Source organism: Streptomyces yaizuensis (genome assembly GCF_034961445.1).
GTDB classification, from domain to species: domain Bacteria; phylum Actinomycetota; class Actinomycetes; order Streptomycetales; family Streptomycetaceae; genus Streptomyces; species Streptomyces yaizuensis.
The window spans coordinates 280,051-306,345 of record NZ_BSBI01000003.1 but is presented as its reverse complement, the minus strand read 5'-3'; the positions used below and the strand labels follow the sequence as shown (position 1 = coordinate 306,345).

The following is a 26,295-nucleotide window of genomic DNA, read 5'->3' as shown; positions in this document are numbered from 1 at the left end:
TGTCTGAGCCTAGCCGCCTCCGGCACCCCCCTGGTCTGCCGTCCCACCGAGCAGGATCCGCTCCAGCTCGGCGCGGCCGGGCAGCGACCGGGGCCGTACGACCTCTCCGCTGCGGACGAACACGAACGCCGCGTCGACCCGCTCCGGGTCCAGGCCGTGCTGCTCGGCCCAGGCGAGACGGTAGACGGCGAGCTGGAGGGGGTCGGCGCCGCCGGTGGCGCCGGTCTTCCAGTCCACGATCTCGTACGCGAAGCCGGGCGGCTCCGCTGCGGCGTCGGCGGGCGTGCGGTAGACGGCGTCGATCCGGCCCCGGACCACCCGTCCGGCGAGGGTGATCTGGAACGGACTCTCCACCCGGTGGGGGGTGCGGCGGGCGTACGGGGTGCGCTCGAACGCCTCCTTGAGCGCGGCGAGGTCCCGCTCGTCGGCGATCTCGGCCAGGTCGGGGCCGTCCAGGTCGCCGCCGGGCAGCTCGTCCGGGCCCAGCAGGGGCAGGGGCAGCTCCTCGAACCGGGACTCCACCCAGGCGTGGAACCGGGTGCCCCGGCGGGCGGCGGGCTGCGGCGGCCGGGGCATGGGCCGGGCCAGCTCCCGCGCGAAGCCGTCGGGGTCGGCGGCGAGCCGCATCACCTGCGACGCGGTGAGGGAGGGCGGCAGCGGCACCTCGTGCGTGGTGGCGCGGGCACGGCGCAGCTCGCCGGTGAGCGCGGTGAGGTCGCGGTCCCAGGAGGCGATGGCGCGCAGCTCCTCGGGGGTGGCCCCGCCCGCCGGCCCCGGATGCCGCGCGGGGGCCGCCGGCTCCCCGCCGGGCGGGCCCGCCTGGTGGGGCAGCCGCACCGCGACGGGGTGCGGAGCCCGTGGCGGGGTGTCGGCGGTGGCGTACGAGGGGTCCGTGGCCGGGTGGGCGCCTGCAACGGCCCCAGCGTCCGCCGGGTGTGCGGTGTCCGCCGGATGTCCGGTGTCCTCGTGGCCCCACGGATCCTCCGGGTGCCACGGCTCGTCGGAGTGCCACGGCTCGTCCGGCTCCGGGGGCTCCTCGGGCTCCCACTCCCCGTACGGGTCGGCGGTGCCCTCGGGGTGCGCGGATTCCCCGGGGTGGCCGGGGTCCTGCGGCGGTCCGTCCGAAAACAGCTCCTCCGAAAACAGCTCCTCCGGGAACGGCTCCCCGGATCCCGCCGGTCCCGTGACCGTGGGCTGCGCGCGTGTGGCGTCGGCGGCCGCCGCCTCGTCCAGGTACGACAGCACCGTGTCCCGGGCCGCGCGGCGGCGGCGCAGCGATACGGGGTCCAGCGGCAGCGGCCAGACCCGGTCCGGGCCGCCCTGCTCCAGCCCCGGATTCACGGCGTCCGCCGCCGGTGCGTCGGCCCAGACCTCGATCTCGCCGAACCCCTCGGCGCAGTGCTCGTACAGCGCGGTGAGGAAGGCCGAGGGGCCGCGCCGGCGCTTCTGCTCCGGCCCCCACCAGTGCGCCGAACCGAGCAGCAGCGAACGCGGCCGGGTGAAGGTGACGTAGCCCAGCCGCAGCTCCTCGGTGTGCTGGTGCTCCCGCATCGCCTCCTTGAACGCCTTCAGCCCCTTCGCGTCCCAGTCCGCCACGTCCGGCAGGGTCGCCGCGTCACCGCGCAGCGCGTGCGGCAGCACCTGGGGGTGCGCGGTCCACGACTCGCGGGCCTGCTCACTGGGGAAGTGCTTGACGGTCAGCCCGGGGACCGCCACCACGTCCCATTCCAGCCCCTTGGACTTGTGCGCCGTCAGCACCTTGACCGTGTTCTCCCCGCCGGGGAGGGCGTTGTCGAGGCCCTTCTCGTACTGGGCGGCGGTGCGCAGGAAGCCCAGGAACGCCAGGAGGGTGGCCTGCCCGTCCAGCGCGGCGAAGGAGGCCGCGATGTCGAGGAAGTTGCCCAGGGTCTCCCGGCGGCGCGCGGCGAGGGCGTGCGGGGACGCGGCCAGCTCGACGTCGAGCCCGGTGGTCGAAAGGACCCGGTGCAGTACGTCCATCAGCGGATCGGCGAGTGAGCGGCGCAGCTCGCGCAGCTCACGGGCGAGGTGGGCGAAGCGGTGCCGGGCCTCCGCCGAGAACGGCAGCCCGTCGTCCGCCGCGGCCGGGTCGATGAAGGTGTCGAGGGCGTCGGCGAGCGAGACGACCTCGGCCGGGTCGGTGCCCTCCACGGCGGCGGCCAGCCGCTCCGCGAGGCCGGGGCCGTCCGGGCCGTCGCCCTGGTCCCCGTGGTCGCGGTGGACGAGGAGCCGGGCGCGGCGGCCCAGCAGGGCGAGGTCCCGCGGCCCGATCCGCCAGCGGGGCCCGGTGAGCAACCGGACCAGGGAGGCGTTGGCCCCCGGGTCCTGGAGCACCTCGCAGACGGCGACGAGATCGGCGACCTCGGGCAGGTGCAGCAGCCCGGACAGGCCGACGACCTCGACGGGGACATCCCGGGCCACCAGGGCGCCCTGGATCTCGGGGAAGTCGCCGGCGGTGCGGCAGAGCACGGCGATCTCGCCGGGGGGCGTGCCGGTGCGGACCAGGTGGGCGAGGGAGTCGGCGAGCCAGTCGATCTCCTCGGCGTGCGTGGGCAGCAGCGCGACGCGTACGGAGCCGTCGCGCTCGGCGCCGGGGGCGGGGCGCAGCGCCTCGACGCCTTCGTGCAGGGCGCGCAGCGGGGCGGCGAGGCCGTTGGCGAGGTGGAGCAGCCGGCCGCCGCTGCGGCGGTTCTCGCTGAGCGCGTACCGGGTGGCGGGGGTGCCGTCGGCGTACGGGAAGTGCTCGGGGAAGTCGTCCAGGTTGGCGACGGAGGCACCGCGCCAGCCGTAGATGGCCTGGCAGGGGTCGCCGACGGCGGTGACGGCGTGGCCGGTGCCCTGGCCGAAGAGGCCGGAGAGCAGCAGCCGCTGCGCCACCGAGGTGTCCTGGTACTCGTCGAGCAGCACCACCCGGTACTCCTCGCGCAGCAGCGTGCCGACGGCGGGTCTGGTGAGCGCCAGCTCGGCCGACAGGGCTATCTGGTCGCCGAAGTCCAGCAGCTCGCGGGAGCGCTTGGCGGCGCGGTAGCGCAGGGTGAGGTCCAGCAGCTCGCGGCGGGCGGCGGCGGTCTCGGGGAGCTTGCGCAGATCGGCGTTGGTGAGGTTCGCGGACTCCAGAGCGCGCAGCAGCCCGGTGTCGTGCTCGGCGAGCCGGTCGGGGGGGACCAGGTGCTCGGACAGCTCGCCGTCGAGGGCGAGGAGATCGCTGACGAGCGTGGAGAAGGAGCGGGTGAGCGCCGGGTAGGGCCCGGGGGCCGAGCGCAGCACCTGGGCGGCGAGCTGGTAGCGGGTGGCGTCGGCGAGGAGCCGGGCGGTGGGCTCCAGGCCGATCCGCAGCCCGTGGTCGGCGAGGAGCTGCCCGGCGAAGGCGTGGTACGTGGAGATCCGGGGCTCGCCCGGGGGATTGTCCGGGTCGATGGCGTCGGGGTCGGTCACTCCGGCGCGGACCAGTGCGGTGCGGACCCGCTCGGCCAGCTCACCGGCGGCCTTGTTGGTGAAGGTGAGGCCGAGGACCTGCTCGGGGGCGACCTGCCCGGTGCCGACCAGCCAGACGACGCGCGCGGCCATGACCGTCGTCTTGCCCGACCCGGCTCCGGCCACGATGACCTGCGGCGCGGGCGGCGCCGTGATGCAGGCCGTCTGCTCCGGGGTGAAGGGGATCCCCAGCAGCTCCTTGAGCTGCTCGGGATCGGTGATTCGAGCGGTCACCCTGAAGAGGCTAGCCGCCCGCCACGACAGTCGGGTGCGCCTGTGGACAACCCTCCCGGCTCACCCGTCCGTCCCGGTTCGTCCGGTACGGGCTGTCAGCCCGGTACGAGCGGCTCACTCGACGATGTGGCGGCCTTCGGGGCGCGCGCTGCACGAGGCGCGGAAGGAGCAGGTGGAGCACTGGGTTCCGGTGGCCGGGGCGAAGCGTTCGTCCAGGACCCGGCCGGCGGCGGTGGCGAGCAGTTCGCCGACCCACTCGCCGCTGAGCGGCGGCTGCGCCTGCACCTTGGGGAAGGCGTCGCCGCCCTCCTTCCTGGTGGCGGCCTGCCGCAGCTGGACCAGTTCGGCGCCGCCGACCTCGGGGGGAGCCGTCTCAGGAGCGGAGGTACCGGTCGCGGAGGGGTCGGTGACGGAGGGGTCGGTCACCGACGGATCGGTCGGGGCCAGGTCGGTCGCGGAGGTGTCCGCCGAGGGGTCCGCGGCGAGGTCTGCCGAGGGGTCTGCTGCGGACGGGTCCGGGCTGTCCAGCGCTCCTTCCCGCACGGCCAGCTGGTAGACGGCGAGCTGGGCGTGACGCTCGACCTCCGGGGCGCTGGGGGCGGACTTCCCCGTCTTGAAATCGACGACGTAAAAACGACCCTGGGCATCCTGCTCGACACGGTCCATGGAGCCGCGGATGCGCACCGCGTACTCGCCCGCCTCCAGCGTGACGTCGAAGGGGTGCTCCGTGGCGACGGTGGCCCGGCCGCCCCGGTCCAGCACATGCCAGCGGAGGAAGCGTTCCAGTGCGGCCCGCGCCTGCTCCTTCTCCTGCTGGGACTTCCAGGGGGCGTCGAAGGCGAGCCCGTCCCAGACGGAGTCGAGCCGTTCCATGACGACGGCGAGATCGGCCGGGGTGCGGCCGGAGGCCACGTCGTCGGCGAGGACGTGGACCACGTTGCCGAACCCCTGTGCGGCGGTGGCGGGGGCCTCCGCGCGGACCTCCCGGCCGAGGAACCACTGGAGGGAGCAGCCTCCCGCGAGCTGCTCCAGGGCGCTGCCGGAGAGCGCGACGGGACGGTCGCGGTCCCGCAGCGGCACCTGGCTGCGCGTGGGCTCGTGCAGCCCCCACCAGCGCTCCGGATGGGCGGCGGGCACCAGGGGCGTGCCCTCCTCGTCCGTGAGCACGGCGAGCCGGGCCAGCCGCCGGGCGGCGGCCTCGCGCAGCACCGGGGACGCGCCGGGGTCGACGGTGGTGGCGCGCAGCTCGGCGACGAGGGCGGCCACGGCGAGCGGGCGGCGGGGCCGTCCGGTGATGTCCCTCGGTTCCGCGCCCAGCTCGGTGAGGAAACGGGAGGGCTGGTCCCCGTCGTCGGCGGGCGCCTTGACGGCGGTGACGACCAGCCGGTCGCGGGCGCGGGTGGCGGCGACGTAGAACAGCCGGCGTTCCTCGGCGAGGAGGGCGCCCGGGGTCAGCGGCTCGGCGAGGCCGTCCCGGCCGATCCGGTCGGCCTCCAGCAGCGAACCCCGGCGGCGGAGGTCGGGCCAGAGCCCCTCCTGCACCCCGGCGACGACGACGAGACTCCATTCGAGGCCCTTGGAGCGGTGGGCGGTCATCAGACGGACGGTGTCGGGGCGGCTGTGCCGGGTGGAGAGGGTGTCGGCGGCGATGTCCTGCGCCTCGATCTCCTCGATGAAGTTGAGGGCGCCCCGGCCGCCGGTGCGCTCCTCGGCGCGGGCGGCGGTGTCGAAGAGCGCGCACACGGCATCGAGGTCACGGTCGGCGTTGCGGCCCGCGGCACCGCCGCGCAGGGCGGCCCGTTCCAGCCTGGCCGGCCAGCCGGTGCCGTCCCACAGCGCCCACAGGGCCTCTTCGGCGGTGCCGCCGCGCTCCAGCAGCTCGCGGGCGGTCCGCAGCAGCCCGCCGAGCTGCCGGGCGCCGAACGCGTACGCGCGGTCGTGGACGGTCAGCCGCTCGGGTTCGGCGAGGGCACGGGCGACGAGTTCGTCGGAGGGCGGGGGTACGCGGTTGCCCGCCGCGCGCTCCTCGTCCCGCAGGGCACGGCCGAGGCGGCGCAGGTCGGCGGCGTCCATCCCGCCGAGGGGGGAGCCGAGCAGGGTCAGCGCGGTCTCCGTGTCCAGCCAGGCCCGGCCCGGCCGCCCCTCGGACACCCCGGGCGTCTCGGGCGCCCCGGATCCGTCGGACGTCTCGGACCCGTCGGCGCCTGTGGCCCCCTCGGACCCCCCGTCCGTCCCCGGAACTCCGTCCGTCTGCGGATCGCCGCTCGTTTCCGGGGCACCGCCGACAACGCCGTCAACACCGGCGTCGCCGACAGCAACGGCGGCGGGGGCGGCGGCACGGTGAGCGGCCGCGTCCTTCCCCTCCCCCGGGGCCGAGGCCGCCGCCGCCACCGCGCGCAGGGCGGTGAGCAGCGGCGCGACGGCCGGTTCGTGCCGCAGCGGCACATCGGCGCCGTCGACCTCCAGCGGCACCCCCGCCGACGTCAGCGCGCGTCGGACGGCCGGAATGCTGCGGGCACCCGCACGCACCAGAACCGCCATCTCGTGCCACGGGACGCCGTCCTCCAGATGCGCCCGGCGCAGGATGTCGGCGATGTTCTCCAGCTCGGTGGACGGCGTCGGGAAGGTGTACGTCTCCACCGCCCCGCCCGGCCGGACCGCCGCGAGTTCGCGGTGGGCCCGGACCTTGTCGGCGGGGAGCCTCGTGAGCGGCATCCGGCGGGTCAGCAACCGGGTCGCCGCGAGCAGTTTCTCGCCACTGCGGCGGGAAGTGCCGAGCACGGCGACGCCCGCCGGCCGGCCGTCCCGGTCCCGGAAGGTCTCGGGGAAGTCCAGGATGCCGTTGACGTCGGCACCCCGGAAGGCGTAGATCGCCTGGTCGGGATCGCCGAAGGCGACCAGGGTGCGGCCACCGCCCGCGAGAGCCCGCAACAGCCGCACCTGGGACGGGTCGGTGTCCTGGTACTCGTCGACGAAGACGGCGTCGTACGGGAAGTCCAGCGGTGTGCCGCCCCGCTCCGCCAGCAGCACCGCTCGGTGCACCAGCTCCGCGTAGTCGAGCACCCCCTGCATGTCGAGGACGTCCAGGTACTCCGCCAGGAACGACGCCGCCGCCCGCCAGTCCGGACGGCCGGTGCGCGCGGCGAACCGGGCCAGGGACTCCGGCCCGAGCCCCAGCTCGCGGCTGCGGGCCAGCACCGCGCGCACCTCGTCGGCGAACCCCCGGGTGGTCAGGCAGGCCCGCAGCTCGTCCGGCCACTGGTGGCGCGCGGCCCCGTCCGACTCCAGGTCGAGCTGGCCGGTCAGCAGCTCGCGTACGGCCACGTCCTGCTCGGGGCCGGAGAGCAGCCGCAGCGGCTCGGCGAAGAGGTCGGCGTCCTGGTGGGCGCGGACCAGGGCGTAGCAGAAGGAGTGGAAGGTGGTGGCCTGGGGACCGCGGGCGGACCCGAGCCGCAGCGCCATCCGGTCCCGCAGCTCCACCGCCGCCTTGCGGCTGAAGGTGAGCACCAGGATCCGCGCGGGATCCGCCCCCGCCGCCACCCGCGAGGCCACAGCCTCCACCAGGGTGGTGGTCTTGCCGGTGCCCGGACCCGCGAGGACGAGCAGGGGGCCGCTTTGGTGGTCGGCCACGGCGCGCTGGGCCGCGTCCAGCAGCGGGGGCGCCACGGCTCCCGGCGGAGTCCGCACCAACCGGTACGCGCCCGGACCGCGCCGCCGTATCGGTCGCTGATACGGCGGGTGTCCGGTGGTGGTGGAGGTACTCACGTGGATCGCCGGTCCTGAGGGGTTACGGATGGGGTACGGGTACGGGCTGGGGGGGTGGGGAAGGCGGTGCGCGGTCGAGGCGCGGAGGATCGAGGCTACGCCGTCCGGCGCCCGGAGCGCGGCGGCGGCCCGTGCGCCCTGTGCGCCCCGGCCGGATCCGTCCGTACCGGAAGCCGGGGAACAGCAGCCCCGGGCCGGACCCCGAGCCGGAGCCGGGACCGGAGCCGGAGCCGGAGCCGGGGCCCGGCGGATTGCCCCCGGCACCCCGTCACCCCCGGGAGTCCCGTCAGTCCCGTCGATCCGGAATGCTCGCGCCGTCCCACCGCGCCCGCTTCATGTCGATGCGCGGCACATGCCCCTCGGCACCGGGCGGCGCCGGGCGCAGGGGCGTGCCCTCCGTCCGGTACTGCTCCAGGGCCCGTATCTCATGGCCGGCCAGGGGCACCCCGTCCGCCCGGACGACCCGCCACCAGGGCACGGCGCCCCCGTACAGCGCCATGACCCGGCCCACCTGACGCGGACCGCCCTCACCCAGCCATTCGGCGACGTCCCCATAGGTCATCACCCTTCCGGGCGGGATCAGCTCGGTGACCTCCAGCACCCGCTCGGCGTACTCCGGCAGCTCTTCCACCCGCCCCATCCTGCCCCACGGCACCGACAGCCCGTGGCCCCTGTGCACAGACATGCGGTGCAGAATGGATTTCACGGCCGAAGCAGCGGATAGCACACTGGCACCTCCCGCGCACGGCCCCCTGAGTCCTCCGCCGGCCGCCCGGTCGTGCCACCATCGTGCGGGCGGTGACGGGTGATACGAGATCAAGAAGAGACCGAGACGGCGAAGGAGCAGGGCGTGCAGCCAGGCAGGCCGGCGGGCACCCCTGGGACCGAGCCCCAGCCGGAACGGACCGGGCCGAAAGCGGATGAACCCCCGCCGCGGCAGGACCCCGGGGACGGCACCGGATCCGCCGCACCCGCCGATTCCGCCGAGCCTCCGCCCGGAGTGACCGCCAGCGACCGGGTGTCGGGCGACGAGCCGCTGCTCGCCGCCCGGGTGCACCGCCCCTCCGACCTGCTGCGGCTGCTGACCGGCGCGCTCGCGATCGCCGTCCTGCTCGCCATCGCCGCCTTCGCGCACGGCACCACCGCCGGCCTTGAGGAGGACATCACCAAGGGCACCGGCCAGGCCCCCGACCTCCTGGTCAAGATCGCCGGACTGGTCTCCTCCATCGCCGTCCTCCTCGTCCCCATCGCCTTCGCCATCGAGCGGCTGATCAAACGCGACGGACTGCGGATCGCGGACGGCGTCCTCGCGGCGGTGCTCGCGCACGGGGTCACCCTCGCCACGGACCTCTGGGTGGCACGGGCGGCGCCCGACAGCATCCGCGACGCCCTCACCCAGCACCAGGGCAGCGGGCTCACCGACCCCGTCCACGGCTATCTCGCACCCGTGATCGCCTACATGACGGCCGTCGGAATGGCCCGCAGACCCCGGTGGCGGGTGGTGCTGTGGGTGGTGCTGCTGCTGGACGCCTTCGCCATGCTGGTGGCCGGGTTCACCACCCCGTTCTCGATCGTGCTGACCGTGCTGCTGGGCTGGACCGTCGCGTACGGGACGCTGTACGCGGTGGGCACGCCCAATGTCCGCCCCACCGGGCAGACCCTGCTGGCGGGGCTGCGCCGGGTGGGCTTCCACCCGGTCACCGCGATGCGCGCGGAGGACGCGGCCGGGACGGCCTCAGTGCCGGTCCCGGACGACACCGCGACCCCGGCGCCACGGAAGGCCGCTCCGCAGGACGCCACGCAGGGGACGCGGGAAACGAAGGCCACGGCGGACACAGCCGGAAGCGACCCCGCCGCCCCGGCCACCGATGCCTCGACCCCCGACACCCCGGCCACCGCCGACGGGACCGTCTCCGACGGGACCGCGCGGGACCGCAAGGCGCGCAAGCGGGAACGCAGCGAGCGGAGATCCGAGCTGAACGACCGGGGCCGCCGCTACCTGGTCACCCTGGAGGACGGCCCTCCGCTCGATGTCACCGTCGTCGACCGGGAACAGCAGGCGCAGGGCTTCTTCTACCGGGTGTGGCGCCGGCTGACCCTCCGGTCCATCACCACCCGCCGATCGCTCCAGTCCCTCCGCCAGGCCCTGGAGCAGGAGGCGCTGCTCGCGTACGCGGCGATCTCCGCCGGCGCCAACGCCCCCAAGCTGATCGCCACCTCCGAGCTGGGCCCCGACGCCGTGATGCTGGTCTACGAGCACCTCGGCGGCCGGTCCCTGGACACCATGGCCGACGACGAGATCACCGACGAGGTGGTCCGCGAGGCGTGGCAGCAGGTGAAGGCGCTCCAGTCGCGCCGGATCGCCCATCGCCGCCTCAGCGGCGAGGCGATCCTGGTGGATCGTTCCGGCAAGGTGATCCTCACCGATCTGCGGGGCGGCGAGATCGCGGCGGGCGACGTGGTGCTGCGCATGGACATCGCCCAGCTGCTCACCACCTTCGCCCTGCGGCTCGGCGCCGAGCGCGCGGTCGCCACGGCGGTCGCGGTGCTCGGTCCGGACAGCGTCGCCGACTGTCTGCCGCTGCTCCAGCCGATCGCGCTGACCCGCTCCACCCGGGGCACCCTGCGCCGGCTGGCCCGGGAACGGGCCCAGCGGGAGCGGGAAGCGGTCCTGGAGGCGTCCGCCGCCGCCAAGCGGGCCCGTGCCGAGGCGGCTGCCGCCGGGGCCACGGAGGGCCGTAAGGCGGGCCGCAAGTCCGAGCGGGCGGAGAAGCAGGCCGACAAGCGCGCCATCGACGAGGCGATGGACGAGGCCCGCGAGGAGGACCTGCTCTCCCAGATCCGCCACGAGGTGCTGCGGATCCGCCCCCAGGCACCGGTGGAACCGGTCCGCCTGGAACGGATCCGGCCACGCACCCTGGTGAGCCTGATCGCCGGTGCGGTCGCCGCGTACTTCCTGCTCACCACGATCGCCGGCACCGACTTCACCACCGATTTCAGCCACGCCCACTGGGGCTGGGTGGCTGCGGCCGCCGCGTTCTCCGCCCTCAGCTATGTGGCGGCGGCGATGAGCCTGCTGGGCTTCGTCCCCGAGCGGGTGCCGTTCCCGCGTACCGTGGCGGCGCAGGTGGCCGGCTCCTTCGTCAAGATCGTGGCACCGGCGGCGGTCGGCGGCGTCGCCCTGAACACCCGGTTCCTCCAGCGCTCCGGGGTACGTCCGGGACTCGCCGTGGCGAGCGTGGGCGCGTCCCAGCTCTTCGGGCTCGGGGCGCACATCATCCTGCTGCTGACCTTCGGCTATCTCACCGGCACGGAGAAGACCCCGTCGCTCAACCCGTCCCGGACGGTGATCGCCGGTCTGCTGACGGTCGCCGTGCTGGCGCTGGTGGTGACCGCGATCCCGTTCCTGCGCAAGTTCGTGTCCACCCGGCTGCGGTCGCTGTTCGCCGGCGTGGTGCCCCGGATGCTCGACGTGCTCCAGCGGCCCGTGAAGCTGCTCACCGGCATCGGCGGGATGCTGATGCTGACCGGTCTGTTCGTGCTCTGCCTGGACGCCTCGGTACGGGCCTTCGGCGACGGGCACCAGCCGCTGAGCTACGCCAGCCTCGCGGTGGTCTTCCTCGCGGGCAACGCCCTGGGGTCGGCGGCTCCCACGCCCGGCGGTGTGGGCGCGGTCGAGGGCGCGCTGATCCTCGGCCTGATCGCGGCGGGCGTGCCCAAGGAGGTCGCCACCCCCGCCGTGCTGCTGTACCGGACGATGACGCTCTGGCTCCCGGTCCTGCCGGGCTGGTTCGTCTTCAACCATCTGACGCGCAAGGGCGCCCTGTAGGCCCGCTCCCCCGGATCGTGCCGCGCCGGTCCGGCGGCACCGAGCAGTACCCAAGGAGCGTCGGCGGACTGCCACGGACAGCGGTCCGTCCGGCCCCGGGCCACTGAGGACCCGGCCCTCCGCGTCACCGGCCCTCCGCGTCACGGGGATCCGCGTCACCGGCTGCTCCGGTGCTCCGGTGCTCCGCCCACGGTCCGTGAGGGGTCACCCGAACGGCCCCGCGCACGGGCGGCCACCGCCCCCGGCGCCCACGATGGAGCCATGCCGACCACCGCATCCGCCCTGCGGGCCGCAGCACTCGTCGCCTCCCTCGCCGTGCTGCTGGCCGCGGGGGGCTGCTCCGACGGCGGCGAGGGGGACGGCGGGACCGCCGGATCCCGGACCACCACCCCCGCCCCCACCGGCAGCGAGGCGCTGGAGCGGTTCACCGCGCAGAAGCTGAACTGGCGCACCTGCCCACCGCCTTCCGAGGCCGAGGGCGGCGGCCCCGCGCCCTCGCCGCTGCCCGGCGGCACCCCCTGGCAGTGCTCCTTCCTGGAAGTCCCGCTGGACTACGCCGATCCGGGCGGCGAGACCATCGAACTGGCGCTGATCCGCGGCCGCGCCGTGAATCAGCAGAAACGAATCGGCTCGCTGATCTTCAACTTCGGCGGACCCGGCGGCTCCGGCGTCGCCGCCCTGCCCAACTTCGAGAGCGACTACGCCGATCTGCGCACCCGCTACGATCTGGTCAGCTTCGACCCCCGGGGAGTCGGCCGCAGCGTCGCCGTCGAGTGCGAGGACAACCGGCGGCTCGACGCCTTCTACGCCGGCGACTCGACCCCCGACACCCCGGACGAGGAACGGAAGTTCCAGGACGCGCTCGCCTCCTACAACCGGGCCTGCGAACGGAACTCCGGCACCGAACTCCCCCATGTCGGGACCACCAACGCGGCCCGCGACATGGACCTGATGCGCCAGGCCCTCGGCGACCGCCGGCTCCACTACGTCGGCGTCTCCTACGGAACCGAACTCGGCGGCGTCTACGCGCACCTCTTCCCCCGTACGGTGGGCCGCGCGGTCCTCGATGCCTCCGTCGACCCGACCAAGACCGCCGAACAGTCCGCCCTCGGCCAGGCGAAGGGCTTCCAGCTCGCGTTCGGCAACTTCGCCCGGGACTGCCTCGACCGGGGCGACGAGTGCCTGCTGCCCGGCGAATCCGTCGAGGACATCCAGAACTGGGTCGCCGACCTGCTCGCCCGGCTCGACGAGAAGCCGATCCCGGCCATCGGGGACCGTGACCTCACCCAGTCGCTGGCCCTCACCGGCATCGTGCAGACGCTGTACGCGCAGGACTTCTGGCAGTATCTGGAACAGGGCCTCGACGAGGCCGACGGCGGCAACGGCGGACTCCTGCTCACCTTCGCCGACCTGATGAACGGCCGGGAGCAGAACGGCCACTACGACAACAGCATGGCGGCGCTCACCGCCATCAGCTGCGCCGACTACCGGGACCGCTTCAGCCTGGCCGAGACCAGGGAGCGGCTGCCCCGGTTCCGCGCGGCGTCGCCCCTCTTCGGCGACACCCTCGCCTGGGGGCTGATGAGCTGCGACGGCTGGCCCGTCGCCGGCGCCTGGTCGCACCCCGACGTCTCCGCCCCCGGCTCGGCCCCGATCGTGGTCATCGGCAGCACCGGCGACCCCGCCACCCCCTACGAGGGCACCCGCGCGATGGCCGAGGCCCTCGGCCCGGACGTCGGCGTCACCATGACCTACAAGGGCGAGGGGCACGGCTCGTACACCAGCGGGGACACCTGCGTACGGGACGCGGTGAACGCCTATCTGCTGGACGGCACGGTCCCGCCGGCCGGCAAGGTCTGCCCCTGACCGCGCTCCGCAGCCGGGAAAGCTCCGTCACCGCAGGTCACGGGGGAGCCCGGGGCACTGTCAGTGGCCGTGCTTAGGATGGCGGGCAGGATCCGGGAGTTGTGGCACGCCATGGCATCCGGAAGATCGTGAACGTTCCGACGTGTGGGGGCGCAATGAGCACGAGGGTACGGGTGGGTGCCCTGGCCGCCGCCCTGGTCCTGCTGGCCGGCGCGGCCGGGTGCAGTGACAGCGGCGACAAGAGCGACAGGGGCTCAGCGCCCGCCCGCGCGGACGGCGGCGGCCCGGCGGACGGGCGGCAGCCGGCCTGGAAGCGGTGCGAGGCCCCGGTCAAGGCCCATGGCAGCGAGGCCCAGCGCCCCGGCGACCGCTGGCAGTGCGCCAGCCTGCCGGTGCCTCTCGACCACGGCGACCCCTCGCGCGGGACGGTCGACATAGCCCTGGTCCGGGCCAAGGCCAAGGGACCGGGCAAGCGCATCGGCTCCCTGCTCTTCAACTTCGGCGGACCCGGCGGCTCCGGTGTGGCCGGGCTGCCCCTGTCCGCCGCCCAGTTCTCCACCCTGAACAGCCAGTACGACCTGGTCAGCTTTGACCCGCGCGGAGTCGCCGACAGCTCCGCCGTGGTCTGCCGGGACAGCGAGCGGACGGAGGAGGCCCACCGGATCGACCAGACCCCGGACACCGCCGCCGAGGAGAGCACCTACCTCGCCACGGCGCGGGCCTTCGGCGCGGGCTGCGCCGAGCGGTCCGGCCGGATCCTCCCCCACGTCGGCACGGAGAACGCGGCGCGCGACATGGACCTCATCCGTGGGGCCCTCGGCGACGAGAAGCTGCACTACCTGGGCTTCTCGTACGGCACCGAACTGGGCGCCGTCTACGCCCACCTCTTCCCCGCCCGGGTCGGCAGGCTCGTCCTGGACGGCGTGGTCGACCCCACCGCCGACTTCGTCGGGGGCGCGCGCAACCAGGTCATGGGCTTCCAGCGGGCCCTGGAGAACTACTTCGAGGACCGGGGCATCGGCGCGAAGGAGGGCACCGAGCAGGTCGTGCGGCTCCTGGAGCGGGTGGACCGGTCGCCGCTGCCCACCGACTCGGGCCGCACACTCACCGAAGGGCTCGCGCTCACCGGCATCATCCTGCCGCTGTACTCGGAGGACAGCTGGCCCCAGCTGACGAAGGCGCTGAAGGCGGCGGAGGACGGCGACGGGACCGATCTGCTGACCCTGGCCGACGCGTACAACAACCGGGACAGCGAGGGGGAGTACTCCCCGCAGGACCACGCCCAGCGCGCCATATCCTGCGCCGACAGCAAGGGGCGGGTGACGGCGAAGGAGGTCAGGGACCGCCATCTGGCCGACTTCACCGGGGTGTCGCCGGTGTTCGGCCCCTATCTGGCCTGGGACCTGGCCGGCTGGTGCGCCGACTGGCCGGTGCCGGGCACCTGGGACGCGCCGGACGTCTCCGCGAAGGGGGCGGCGCCGATCCTGGTCGTCGGCACCACCGGCGACTCGGCGACGCCGTACGAGGGCGCGCGGCGGATGGCGGACGAGCTGGGCGAGGGGGTCGGTGTGCTGCTCACCAACGAGGGCGACACGCACGGCGCGTACGGCACCTCGGAGTGCACCACCGAAGTGATAGACGACTATCTGCTGAAGGGCGCGATACCCGAGGACGGCAGGACCTGCTCGGCCTGAGCCCTGCTCACCGAAGGGCCTGTCGTCCGGACCCCGCCCGCCCGGGGCACCCGGTCCCCGGTGGGGCGCGCACAGCACCCCACCGGAGGGACGGACCGGTCCTCGGCGATTTCAGCGGCCTCAGCGGCCTCGGCGACGGACCGGTCCGGGACGGGTCAGTAGACGGGCTTGTGCGGCTCGATCTGGTGGACCCAGCCGATCACGCCGCCGCCGACATGGACGGCGTCCGCGAAGCCCGCGGCCTTCAGCACGGCGAGCACCTCCGCACTGCGGACACCCGTCTTGCAGTGCAGGACGATCTTCTTGTCCTGCGGCAGCCGCTCCAGGGCGGTGCCCATGAGGAACTCGTTCTTCGGGATGAGCGTCGCGCCGGGGATGGAGACGATCTCGTACTCGTTGACCTCGCGGACATCGATGATCTCGATGTTCTCGCCCTCGTCGATCCACTCCTTGAGCTGCTTGGGAGTGATCGTCGAACCGGCCGCCGCCTCCTGGGCCTCCTCGGAGACGACTCCGCAGAACGCCTCGTAGTCGATCAGCTCGGTGACGGTGGGGTTCTCGCCGCAGACCGCGCAGTCGGGGTCCTTGCGGACCTTGACCTGGCGGTACTGCATCTCCAGGGCGTCGTAGATCATCAGTCGGCCGACCAGCGGGTCGCCGACCCCGGTCAGGACCTTGATCGCCTCGGTGACCTGGATGGAGCCGATGGAGGCGCAGAGCACACCGAGCACACCGCCCTCGGCGCAGCTGGGGACCATGCCCGGCGGCGGGGGCTCCGGGTAGAGGCAGCGGTAGCAGGGGCCGTACTCGGACCAGAAGACGGACGCCTGCCCGTCGAACCGGTAGATGGAGCCCCAGACGTACGGCTTGTTCAGCAGCACACAGGCGTCGTTGACCAGATAGCGGGTGGCGAAGTTGTCGGTGCCGTCCACGATCAGGTCGTACTGGCTGAAGATGTCCATCACGTTCTCGGCTTCGAGCCGCTCGGTGTGAAGGACGACGTTGACGTACGGGTTGATCCCGAGGACCGAGTCCCGGGCCGACTCGGCCTTGGGGCGGCCGATGTCGGCCTGGCTGTGGATGATCTGGCGCTGGAGGTTGGACTCGTCGACCTCGTCGAACTCGACAATGCCGAGGGTGCCGACACCCGCCGCGGCCAGGTACATCAGGGCCGGCGATCCGAGACCGCCGGCCCCCACGCACAGCACCTTGGCGTTCTTCAGCCGCTTCTGACCGTCCATCCCGACATCCGGAATGATCAGATGGCGGGAGTACCGGCGGACCTCGTCGACGGTGAGCTCAGCTGCTGGCTCGACCAGGGGGGGCAGCGACACGGGGACTCCGTAGCGTCGTTAAATCAATACGGTTGTTCCCTGGTAACACTGCCACGCGTCCCCTCATTCCGAGACACCCGGTCCGATCCGCGAGACGATTTCGTCCCAGTAGCCGGGCAGCGCCTCATAGGGGCTGATCTGCGCTCTTCGCCCGCCGGGGGCGGGGCCGGGCTCCTGGACGTCGGTGCGGTCGGTGAAGAAGACCGTCCCGGCCCCCTGCCAGCGGGCGATCCGGGCGGCCTCCTCCAGCCGGGCCAGGGGCACCCCGTGGACGAAGTGGGCGAACCGTTCCGGGGGGTGCTCCGCCGTCCACTCGGCCACCTGGGACCAGCGGTAGTCCGTCCATGCCCCGGAGAAGGTGACCAGTTGGTCGGCGGCGTCGGCGTAGCCCGGGCAGGGGTGGGTCCCGTGCCCCAGGACGATATGGCCGCCCCCGGTCACCTCCCGCAGGGTGGCCGTCGTACGGCTCACCGGGGCGAGCCGGGCGCGGTCGGCGGGGCAGCGGCCGAGGAGGAACCCGCCGACGCGGTACCAGTCGGCGTACCGCCGGGCGTCGGCGATCACCTCGGCGAGGGGGCGGGTGCCGTGGGCCAGGTCGAGATGGCCGAGGACGCGTACGCCGGCGTTGTTCAGCCGTCCGGCGGCGGCCAGGCAGTGCGGGTCGGGGCGGTCGCCGGGGCCGTCCGCGACATTGAGCACCACCCAGTGCAACGGGATGCCGGGCCGGGTCAGCTCGGCCCATTCGACGGGGGCGAGGAGGGGGTGGGCGTAGCCGGGGACGCCGAAGCCGAGGCGTTCGGCGCCCGTCGCGGACAGCGGGGCGCCCGCTCTGGTCAGATACGGCATGCCGCCTCCATCCAGATGTCGGCGAGGGATTCCTCCAGGTTGATGCGGGGCCGCCAGCCGAGCCGGTCGCGGGCGGTGCGGACGTCCGCCTGCTGCCAGCTGCCGCAGCCGTCGGGGTAGGGGACGGGGGTCGCGGCGAGGTGTTCGAGTACGGATTCGGAGCGGGGGGCGCCGATGCCGGGGACGCCGGACCGGACGGGTGGGCCGTCGAGTTCGTGGAGCGCCCCCGTGTAGCCGGCGACCCGGGCCAGGACGGCGGCGGCGTCCCGGAGGCGCACGGCGCGGCCGGTGCCGATGTTGACGACGCCCTGCGCGGCGGAGAGCGAGGCGGCGTGGACGGCGCGGGCGACGTCGCGGACGTCGACGAAGTCGCGCTGGACGCCGAGGCCGCTGAGTTTCAGTTCGCCGTCGCCGGACTGCATGGCCCGCCGCATGGCCTCGGCGAGGCGGCCCAGGGGGGAGCCGGCCGGGGTGCCGGGGCCCACGGGGGAGAAGACCCGCAGGACGACCGCGTCGAGGCCGGAGCCGAGGACGAGTTCGGTGGCGGCCAGTTTGCTGACGCCGTAGGGCCCGCCGGGGCGCGGAATGGCGTCCTCGGCGGTGGAGGAGCCCTGTTGGGACGGCCCGTACTCGGAGGCGCAGCCGAGTTGCACCAGCCGGGCGCCGCAGCCGCTGCGGCGCAGGGCCTCGCAGACGGTGGCGACTGCGACGGTGTTGTGCCGGGTGAGTTCGCGGGCGCCGCCCCGGGTGGCCCCGGCGCAGTTGATGACCACGCCGGGGTGGACGGCGCTCAGGAAGCGGGTGAGCGCCCCCGGGCTGCCCCCGGCGAGGTCGAAGCGGACGTCGGCGTCGTCGCCACGGCCGAGTGCGGTGAGGTGGACGGCCGGGTCGGCGAGCAGGCGGTCGGCGACGAACCGGCCGAGAAAGCCGTTGGCTCCGAGCAGCAGCACCCTCATCGTGCGGCCCCTCGGTGCTGGGGTGCCGACGCCTTGGACCAGGCGGTCTGGGGGGTCATAGGGTCTTTCTCCTCCGTGATATCGATGCGGCCGCCGGGGTGGGGTGTCCGGTCGGCCGGGGGGTTCATCGGGGTGCCCGTCCGGAGTGGGCGGAGGCCCGGGAGAGGGCCAGGGCGGTGTGGATCAGCAGGGCGGTGCCGGTGGTGGCGCACGCGAGGACCGCCACGACCCCGGTGCCGAAGGCGGTGACCGCCGATTCGACGGGGGCCGCGAGGGCGGCGCAGCCGGGGAGCCGGCCGCCGAACAGCAGCGCGGTGGCCGTCACTTCGACGGCGCAGGCGGCGGCGAGTCCCCGGGCGGCGGTCCGGGCCCGGCCGTGGGCGGTGAGCAGCAGGGCGGGGAAGAGCAGCAGCCCGAGGGCGGCGGCGGGCAGGAACGCGGGGACGGCCCCGGCGATGCCGTCGGAGGTGGCCGGGGCGGTCAGCGCGAGAACGGTGGCCAGGGCGGCGGCGAGGGCGAGCGCGTGGCCGCCGGCGGCGAGCAGGGCGAGGCGGCGGGCCCGGGTGGCGAACTCGGCGAGCCCCCGGCTGTCGTCGAGCGCGCGTCCCACCCGTACGGCGAACAGCCGGGCGGCCCAGAGGGCGGGCGCGGTGGCGAGGGCGAGCCCGGCGAGGGGCGCGAGGACCGGTGCGGGCGGCGCGTCGGGGCCTCCGGCCGGGATCGCGGCGGTCAGGTCGTCCCCGTACACCGTCCAGGCCAGCAGCCAGAGCGTGGTGAGGGCGAGGGTGGCGCGTTCCCGGATACGCGGGTGGCCGTGCCCGGGGGCGGTCGTGGCGAGGGCGACGGTGACGGCGAGGGCCCCCGCCAGGGCGCAGCCGTCCTGGAGCGGGCCGTCGGCGACGACGAGCCCGGCGGCGGCGAGGACGCCGGTCGCACCGCACAGCAGGGCGAGCGGCGTGCCGCCGCGACGGGGGCGGGGGTCGCCGGGCCCGGCGGGGGGCGGGGGCGTCTCCTCGCTCCTCGGGACGCGTGCGTACAACTCCTCGGCGAGGGAGAAGAGATCCCGGTGCCGGCAGTGCGCGACGGTCCGCTGGGTCACGCCCCGCGCCTCCAGCCCGGCGGCGATCTCCAGGGGGTCGACGGCCCGCGCGCACAGCTCCCGGTGCCGTCGGAGCAGTACGGCGACGGGGTCGGCGGTGCCGTAGCGGCCGGTGCCCCGGTGCGTGGGTCCGCCGGCCCGGTACCGGGCGGCTCCGTGCCCGCCGCCGGGGGCTCCCACCGGGCCGTGCCCCCGCGACCGCGCGGATCCGTACCCACCGTCCGGGACCGCCCTGGCGGCGGCCCGCCGGCTGTGCGGCTGGCCGACGGGACCTTCGGCCGGTCTGGCCCCAGGTGCCGGGCCAGGGGCGGCGTGCTGCGGAGCGGCGGCGTTCTCGCGGTCGGCTGCCGGTGCCGAGCCGACCGGTGCGGCGGGCCAGACCCCCGGGATCACGCCACCACGGCCGAAATCGGGGCCTGGCCCTCCCGCCCCGGCAACCCGCCCAAGACCCTCCGGGCCGACAGATCCAGCAGCACCACAACCGGCGCCCAAGACCTCCGGCACCGGACCAGGAGTCGCGGACACAGCGGAAGGACCGACCTGCGGAGCGACGGCGTTCTCGCGGTCGGCTGCCGGCACCGATCCCACCGGCGCAGCGGGCCAGACCCCCGACATCACGCCACCACGGCCGAAACCCGGGCCCGGCTCCCCCGCCCCGGCAACCCGCCCAAGACCCTCCGGGCCGACAGATCCAGCACCACCACAACCGGCGCCCAAGACCTCCGGCACCGGACCAGGAGCGGCGGACACAGCAGAAGGGCCGACCTGCGGAACACCGGCGCTCCCGCGGTCGGCTGCCGGCACCGGGCCGACCGGTGCGGCGGGCCACAGGTGCCGTACCGCGCTCTCGCCGTCGGCCGCCCAAGGGCCGCCCTCAGCCGCAGGGTTCGCGGGGGGCGGAGGTGTCGTGGGGGCTTCCGTCGTCAGGCCGGGGGGGTGCTGGGCGGCTGTGGGCGGGGTGCCGGGCGACAGGGGCGTGGATGGCGGGTACGGGTCCGCCGGCGCGGCGGGTCGGGAAGCCGGGGCGGCAGCGGGGGCGGCGGAACCCGGGCCTTCAGTGTCCCTGCGGCCGGGTTCCGGGTCCCCCGCAGGCCCCCACGGGTCCTCGGCCTCCGCGAGCGGCGACGCACTCGCCCGCTGGGGACCGGTGCCGCCTGTCGGCACCCCCCAGGGGCCCTCCGCGTGCGCGGGGTCCGGTGACGGGGCTTCCGGTTCGGGGCGGGAGTGGGGGGTGCCCGCCAGGGGCCAGCGGGGGGCAGGGCGGCCCTGGGGCGGGACCGGGGTGAGGTCGAAGGGGGAGGGCGCGGTCATCGGGGGGTCTCCTGGCGGAAGGGGAATCCGGGGCGGGGCGCCGCAGTGGAGGTCAGCGCGGTCAGGGGGACCCTGGCCTCGGCCGGGTGGGCGAAGGGGAGGGGCGTGCCCGCGTCGTCGAGTGCCTCGCGCCGCACCGGGGAGCGGGAGATCAGCTCCAGGTAGATGCCGTGGAACGCCGTCAGGTTCTGGTCGACGGTGAACAGCTCCAGCGCGCGGTCGCGGGCCACCGCGCCCAGCCGGTGGGCGCGTTCCGGGTCGCCGAGGAGCGTGAGGCAGGCGTCGGCGAGGGCGCGCGGGTTGCGCGGGGGCACGACGAGACCCGTACCGCCGACGACCTCGGCCGCCCCGCCCGCGTCCGTGGCGACCGTGGCCCGGCCGCAGAGCATCGCCTCGGCCAGCCCGGTGGGAAAGCCGTCCACGGCGCCCGTCAGCGCGACGACCCGGCCCATCGCGTACGCGTCCGCCGCCCCCGGGGCCTCGGGTCCGCCCAGTTCCTCGAAGGAGACCGGGTTCTCCCCCGCCGTACGGTCGTCGGCGGCTTCGTCGGGGAAGAGATGGGCGGCCAGGGCCCGGCAGTGGGCGCGGGCCTCCGCCGCCTCCTTCGCCTCCTTGTCGTCGGGGGCCGACTCGCCGAACAGCCGCAGCCTGGCGCGCGGTTCGGCGGCGCGGACCCGGGCGAAGGCGTGCAGGAGGGCGACGAGGTCCTCGGCGGGCGTGAAGGGCCCCCTCCAGACGACGGTGTACGGGTCGCCCGGGCATCCGCCGTCCCCGACGGCGGTGAAGGGCTCGGGGTCGAGACCGGGGTGGACGGTGCGCAGCTTGGCGGGGTCGGTTCCGCACCGTTCCTGCCAGCGGCGGCCCGCGCGGTCCCCGGAGACGACGAGGGCCGCCGCGCCGTAGATCTCGGCGGCCAGCAGTCGCCGTGCCGCGGCGAGCAGGGCGCGTACCGGCGCACTCGGGCGGTCCGCCCCGGCGTGCGCGCCGCTGAGGTAGTGCGCGCGCAGATGGACGCCGTACTCCGTGACCAGGAGCGGGATTCCGAAGAAGCGTTTGGCCAGCACGCCGGGGAGCGCGGCCGGGCCGCCGGTGGCGGCGTGGCAGAGGTCGACCGCGCCGAGACCGTTCCCCTCGTACCAGGGCAGGGAGAGCGGGGCGAGGAGCCCGGCGAGCCCGGCGGCGAGGGCGAGGTGGTCGGTGAGTCCGGTGGGTCCGAGGCCGTGCGCCCCGCGCGCGCCGGGCGTGCGGCACAGGGATTCGATCACCCGGACCGCCGGGTCGGACCGGAGGGCGTCGGTCAGGGGGCCGTGGTCGCGGGCGAGCAGGGCGAGGCCGTACAGCCCCTCGGCGAAGTCGGCGCCGCCCGGGTCGGTGCCGCCCACCGCGTCTCCGGCCGCGCCGACGAGCAGGCCGAAGTGGTCGAGGAAGGAGCGGCGTTCGCGGCGGCCCAAACGGTACGAAGGCCGGTACGCGGGCTGGCGCGCAGACTGGTACGAAGGCCGGTACGGGCGCGGGTGCGCGGACCCGGGTACGGACGGACCCTCGGCGTCGGGCACGGCACAGGGGGCGCCGCCGGAGCGTCCGGCGCCGTCGGCGGCCAGGTCGAAGACGTGGAACTCGTGCGGCGCAAGCCCGCGCACGAGCCGCTCACTCCAGACCCGGGCCTCACTCCCCGCAGCGCACGAGTCGCTGTCCGCGAGCAGTCCGATCCGCATCGAGCGCACCCCCGATCTCCCTTGTGGACGGCCGCCACCGTTCCGGTGACCCGCGGCGCAAAGACCGTAAGCCGGTGGAGAGGTGGCGCGACGGACGGTTGTCCGTCGCGCCACCGGAAGGGGTGAATGCTCGTGACTTTCGACCCGGGGTAGCGTTCTGTCGCGCTAAAGGGACTCTGTGTCACCCAGCCCGCCGGGCCGGCCCGCCGATCAGGCCGGTACGGGCTCCCCGCGCCGCGTGCGCCGGGCGCGGGCCCGCTCCGGGTCGGGGCTCGGCACGGCGTCGAGCAGTGCGCGTGTGTACGGGTCCTCCGGGGCGCCGTACACCTTCTCCACCGGCCCCAGTTCCACGATCCGGCCCCCGCGCATCACGGCGACCCGGTCGCTGATGCCCCGGACGACGGCGAGGTCGTGGGCGATGAAGACCAGGGTGAGCCCCAGGTCGCGCTGGACCTCGCGGAGCAGGTCGACGATCTGCGCCTGGGTGGTCACGTCGAGCGCGGAGACCGGTTCGTCGCAGACGACGATCCTCGGCTCGGCGACCAGGGCGCGGGCGATGCCGACGCGCTGCCGCTGACCGCCGCTGAACTCGTGCGGATGGCTCGCGTACCGGCCGGGGTCGAGCCCGACCCGCTCCAGGGCCTCGCTCACCCGCCGCCGGATCTCGCCCTCGTCCCGCACCCCGGCGGCCCGCAGCGGGTCGGCGACGGACTCGCCGACGGAGCGGCGGGGGTTGAGGGAGGCCACCGGGTCCTGGAAGACCATCTGGAGTTCGCGGCGGATGGGCCGCAGCGCCCGCTCGGACAGGGCTCCGATGTCCCGGCCGCCGTACTGGATCCGGCCGGCGGTGGGCTCGGCGAGGCGGACCAGGAGCCGGCCGAGGGTGGTCTTGCCGCTGCCGCTCCCGCCGACGACGCCCAGGGTCTCACCGGCGGCGAGGGAGAGGTCGACGCCGTCGAGGGCGACGGTACGGGACCGGCCCCTGCCGAACTCCCGCCGCAGCCCGGTGGCTTCGAGCAGGATCTCGCGGGAGCCCGGGGAGCCCGAGGAGCCCGAGGAGCCCGGCAAACCCAAGGGACCCGGGAAGCCCGGGGCACCCGAAGAGCCCGGGAGGCCCGGGGCGCCCTTCCCCGTACCCCTGTCCGTACGCGTATCCGTACCGGCGGCGGGGGCAGGGGTCAGCGGGGCGTCCAGCCGTGGCACCGCCGCCAGCAGTGCCCGGGTGTACGGGGCGGTGGGCGCCGACAGCACCGACCCCACCGGGCCCCTCTCCACGCGCCGGCCGTCCTTCATCACCAGGACCTCGTCCACGCTCTCCGCCGCCACCGCCACGTCATGGGTGACCAGCAGCAGCGCCATGCCGGTGGCCTCCCGCAGCCCGTGCAGCAGATCGAGGATCTGCGCCTGTACGGTCACGTCCAGCGCCGTCGTCGGCTCGTCGGCGATCAGCAGCCTCGGTTCGCAGGCCAGGGCCATCGCGATGAGGGCCCGCTGCCGCATGCCGCCGCTGAACTCGTGCGGCCGGGAGCGCGCGCGGCGGGCCGCGTCCGGGATGCCGACCCGGTCGAGGACGTCGACGGCGCGGGCGCGGGCGGCCCGCCGGGAGGCTCCGGTGTGCACCCGGTACACCTCGGCTATCTGGGCGCCGACCGCGTAGTAGGGGTCGAGCGCGGACAGCGGGTCCTGGAAGACCATCGCCGCGACCGCGCCGCGCAGCCGCCGCAGTTCGCGGGGGCTCGCGGTGTCCACGTCCGTGCCTCCGACGCGTACGGTGCCCGAGGTGCGGGCGCCGGTGCCCCGGTGGAGTCCGAGGAGCGCGCCCGCGACCGTGCTCTTGCCGCTGCCGGACTCCCCCACCAGCGCGAGGGCACCGCCCGGCGCGAGGGTGAACGACAGCCCGTCGACGGCGCGGACCCCGCCGGAGCCGGGGAACTCGACCACCAGGTCCCGCACCTCGGCGAGCGGGCCGCCGGAGTCCGGCAGACCGCCGGCCACCAGGTCCGTCACCAGGTCCGTCACCGAGTCCGTCACCGGGTTCGTCATGACAGCACCACCCTTCGGTCGGCGACGGCGTACAGCACATCGGCCAGGAGGTTCGCGAGCACCACCGCGGTGCCGATCACCAGGACCACCCCCACCACCACCGGCAGATCGATGACCTTCACTCCGTCGATCAGGGTCTTGCCGAGCCCCGGGATGCCGAACAGCGACTCGGTGAGGACCGCGCCGCCGAACATCGTCCCCACGTCGAGGGCGCTGAGCGCGATCACGGGCGGTACGGCCCCGCGCAGCGCGTGCCGGGTGACGATCGCCCGCTCGCCGACCCCGTACGCGCGGAAGGTGCGGACATGGTCCTCGGCGAGGGTCTCCAGCGTGGCGCCCCGGGTCAGCCGGGCGTACTTCGCGGATTCGAAGAGCCCGAGCGTCAGCCAGGGGAGCAGCAGATTCCACGCCCACTGCTCGGGGTTCTCCGTGAACGGGACATAGCTCGGGAAGGGCAGCCAGCGCAGATAGGCGCAGACGGCCATGAGCAGCAGCAGACCCAGGATGAAGACCGGCATCCCGGTCGCGGCGAGGGTCAGCACGGTCAGGGCGCGTTCGGTGAACCCGCCCCGGCGCAGCGCGGAGAGGAGTCCGACGCCGACGCCGATGACCAGCCAGATCACCAGCGCGCCGAGGGCGAGGGACGCGGTCGCGGGGAGCCGTTCCAGGATCAGCCGGGTGACCTCCTGGTCGCTCTGGTACGAGAGGCCGAGGCAGGGCGCGGCACAGTGCCGTACGGAGGTGCCGGTGCTGTAGTCGCGTCCGGCGACGATGCCCTGGAGGAAGTGGAGGTACTGGGTGACCACGGACTCGTTCAGGCCGAGGGTCCGGCGGACCTGGGCGATCTGCTGCGGGGAGCAGCGTTCGCCGCAGGCGAGGCGGGCGGGGTCGCCGGGGGCCAGGTAGAAGAGGCCGTAGACGAGGACGGAGAGCGTCAGCAGCACGAGCAGCGCGCCGCCGAGCCGTCGGAGCAGGAAGAGGGTCATGACAGCGTCTTCTTCTGGGGCCGGAGGGGTCCGGGGGACTTGAGGGGCTCGGAGGGCCCCAGGGCCGGGCGGGGTCCCTGGGCCGCACCGGATCGCCCGCTCGGTCGCCCGGCCGGCCGACCGTTCAGCCGCCCGCTCAGCCGACCGTTCAGCCGCCCGGCCGGTCGCCCGGACCGTTCCCGGCGGGTGCCGACGGCGAGCCTGCTCGCCTCCCTCGGGTCCAGGGCCGTGCGCACGGCCTCGCCGAGGACGGTGAAGGACAGGACCGTGACGAAGAGCAGCCCGGCGGGGAGCAGGACGTACATCGGATCGGCCCGGAACCAGGTCTGCGCGCTGGAGAGCATCTGTCCCCAGGACGGTGTCGGCGGTTTCACGCCGACGCCCAGGAAGGAGAGGGACGCCTCGACCACGATGTTGGCGGGGAGCAGGACGGCGGCGTACGTGATGACCGGCGCGCCCAGCGACGGCAGCAGTTCGCGGCGGGCGACCCGCCAGGGGCCGTGGCCGCTGAGGCGGGCGGCGGCGACGAAATCCAGCCGTTTGAGAGTGAGGGTCTGGGCCCGCACGATCCGGGCGGTGCCGCCCCAGCCGAGCGCGCCGATGAGCAGGATCAGCAGCAGCGGGCGCGGGAAGTCGGCGGGGACGACGGCGGTGAGCGCGATGCCGACGACGAGCATCGGCAGGGCGACGAGGATGTCGCCGACCCGGCTGAGCAGGGAGTCGAGCAGGGGGGAGCCGAGGCCGGCGGCGAGTCCGACGGCCACGCCGATCGAGATCTGGACCACGGTGGCGCCGGCGGCCACGAGCAGGGAGATCCGGGCGCCGTGGAGGAGCCGGGCGAGCAGGTCGCGGCCGGTGCCCGGCTCGACGCCCAGCCAGTGTTCGGCGCTGACGCCGCCGAGGGGGCCGACGGGGACCCCGCCACGGGCGGAGTCGACCAGGTCGTCGTGGTACGTGTGGGGGTCCTGGCCGGTGAGGGCCGTGATCAGCGGGGCGGCCAGGGCGAGCAGCACCAGCAGGGCGAGGACGCCGGCGGAGATCAGCGCGGCGGGGCGGCGCCGCAGCCGCCGCAGCACGGCGCGGGCGGTGCCGCCCCCGTCCGCGGGTGCGGCACCGCCCGGGGCC

At 74.9% G+C, this 26,295-nt stretch carries 14 protein-coding genes; 3 read left to right on the top strand and 11 right to left on the bottom strand.

What is annotated here, in order from left to right; all coding sequences use genetic code 11:
* Positions 1-9: 9 nt before the first annotated feature.
* From SYYSPA8_RS09615 to SYYSPA8_RS09605, 3 genes are all read right to left on the bottom strand, one after another.
* Entirely contained in the window at positions 10-3,726 is a 3,717-nt protein-coding gene (locus tag SYYSPA8_RS09615) for a UvrD-helicase domain-containing protein (protein WP_323446604.1), read from the bottom strand.
* 114 nt (positions 3,727-3,840) lie between these two features.
* Complete coding sequence (locus SYYSPA8_RS09610; RefSeq protein ID WP_323446603.1) at positions 3,841-7,491, bottom strand: ATP-dependent helicase; 3,651 nt, start codon at positions 7,489-7,491, stop codon at positions 3,841-3,843.
* Positions 7,492-7,777: 286 nt separating this feature from the next.
* Positions 7,778-8,131, bottom strand: coding sequence for an MGMT family protein (locus tag SYYSPA8_RS09605; RefSeq protein ID WP_323446910.1), 354 nt, complete (start codon positions 8,129-8,131; stop codon positions 7,778-7,780).
* 210 nt (positions 8,132-8,341) lie between these two features.
* On the opposite strand from SYYSPA8_RS09605, the gene SYYSPA8_RS09600 reads away from it, so the two are divergent.
* The 3 genes from SYYSPA8_RS09600 to SYYSPA8_RS09590 all read left to right on the top strand — a co-directional run bounded on the left by SYYSPA8_RS09600 (position 8,342) and on the right by SYYSPA8_RS09590 (position 14,880).
* Positions 8,342-11,320 (top strand): lysylphosphatidylglycerol synthase domain-containing protein, encoded by a 2,979-nt coding sequence (locus SYYSPA8_RS09600; protein WP_456115158.1) that lies wholly within the window; start codon positions 8,342-8,344, stop codon positions 11,318-11,320.
* Positions 11,321-11,581: 261 nt separating this feature from the next.
* Positions 11,582-13,186: an alpha/beta hydrolase gene (locus SYYSPA8_RS09595; RefSeq protein ID WP_323446601.1), complete on the top strand. Its 1,605-nt coding sequence runs from the start codon at positions 11,582-11,584 to the stop codon at positions 13,184-13,186.
* Positions 13,187-13,341: 155 nt separating this feature from the next.
* On the top strand, positions 13,342-14,880 hold the full coding sequence (locus SYYSPA8_RS09590; protein WP_323446600.1) for an alpha/beta hydrolase: 1,539 nt from the start codon (positions 13,342-13,344) through the stop codon (positions 14,878-14,880).
* Between the two features lie 155 nt (positions 14,881-15,035).
* Here the strand turns inward: SYYSPA8_RS09590 and moeZ are convergent, their stop codons facing one another.
* The 8 genes from moeZ to SYYSPA8_RS09550 form a co-directional block, all read right to left on the bottom strand.
* Positions 15,036-16,214, bottom strand: coding sequence for an adenylyltransferase/sulfurtransferase MoeZ (gene moeZ, locus SYYSPA8_RS09585; protein WP_323446599.1), 1,179 nt, complete (start codon positions 16,212-16,214; stop codon positions 15,036-15,038).
* 63 nt (positions 16,215-16,277) lie between these two features.
* Entirely contained in the window at positions 16,278-17,060 is a 783-nt protein-coding gene (locus SYYSPA8_RS09580) for a spherulation-specific family 4 protein (protein ID WP_323446598.1), read from the bottom strand.
* Positions 17,048-18,016 (bottom strand): NAD-dependent epimerase/dehydratase family protein, encoded by a 969-nt coding sequence (locus SYYSPA8_RS09575; RefSeq protein ID WP_323446597.1) that lies wholly within the window; start codon positions 18,014-18,016, stop codon positions 17,048-17,050. Before SYYSPA8_RS09575 ends, SYYSPA8_RS09580 begins: the two co-directional genes overlap by 13 nt.
* 124 nt (positions 18,017-18,140) lie before the next feature.
* Positions 18,141-19,295: a hypothetical protein gene (locus SYYSPA8_RS09570; protein WP_323446596.1), complete on the bottom strand. Its 1,155-nt coding sequence runs from the start codon at positions 19,293-19,295 to the stop codon at positions 18,141-18,143.
* A 1,127-nt stretch (positions 19,296-20,422) separates the two neighbouring features.
* Positions 20,423-22,141, bottom strand: coding sequence for a glycosyltransferase (locus tag SYYSPA8_RS09565; protein WP_323446909.1), 1,719 nt, complete (start codon positions 22,139-22,141; stop codon positions 20,423-20,425).
* 210 nt (positions 22,142-22,351) lie between these two features.
* The gene (locus SYYSPA8_RS09560) at positions 22,352-24,184 is read right to left on the bottom strand and encodes an ABC transporter ATP-binding protein (protein ID WP_323446595.1); all 1,833 of its coding nucleotides are present in this window, start codon (positions 24,182-24,184) and stop codon (positions 22,352-22,354) included.
* A complete protein-coding gene (locus tag SYYSPA8_RS09555) occupies positions 24,181-25,170 on the bottom strand; it encodes an ABC transporter permease (protein WP_323446594.1) in 990 nt (329 codons plus the stop codon). Before SYYSPA8_RS09555 ends, SYYSPA8_RS09560 begins: the two co-directional genes overlap by 4 nt.
* Positions 25,167-26,246 (bottom strand): ABC transporter permease, encoded by a 1,080-nt coding sequence (locus SYYSPA8_RS09550; RefSeq protein WP_323446908.1) that lies wholly within the window; start codon positions 26,244-26,246, stop codon positions 25,167-25,169. Before SYYSPA8_RS09550 ends, SYYSPA8_RS09555 begins: the two co-directional genes overlap by 4 nt.
* Positions 26,247-26,295 lie beyond the last annotated feature (49 nt).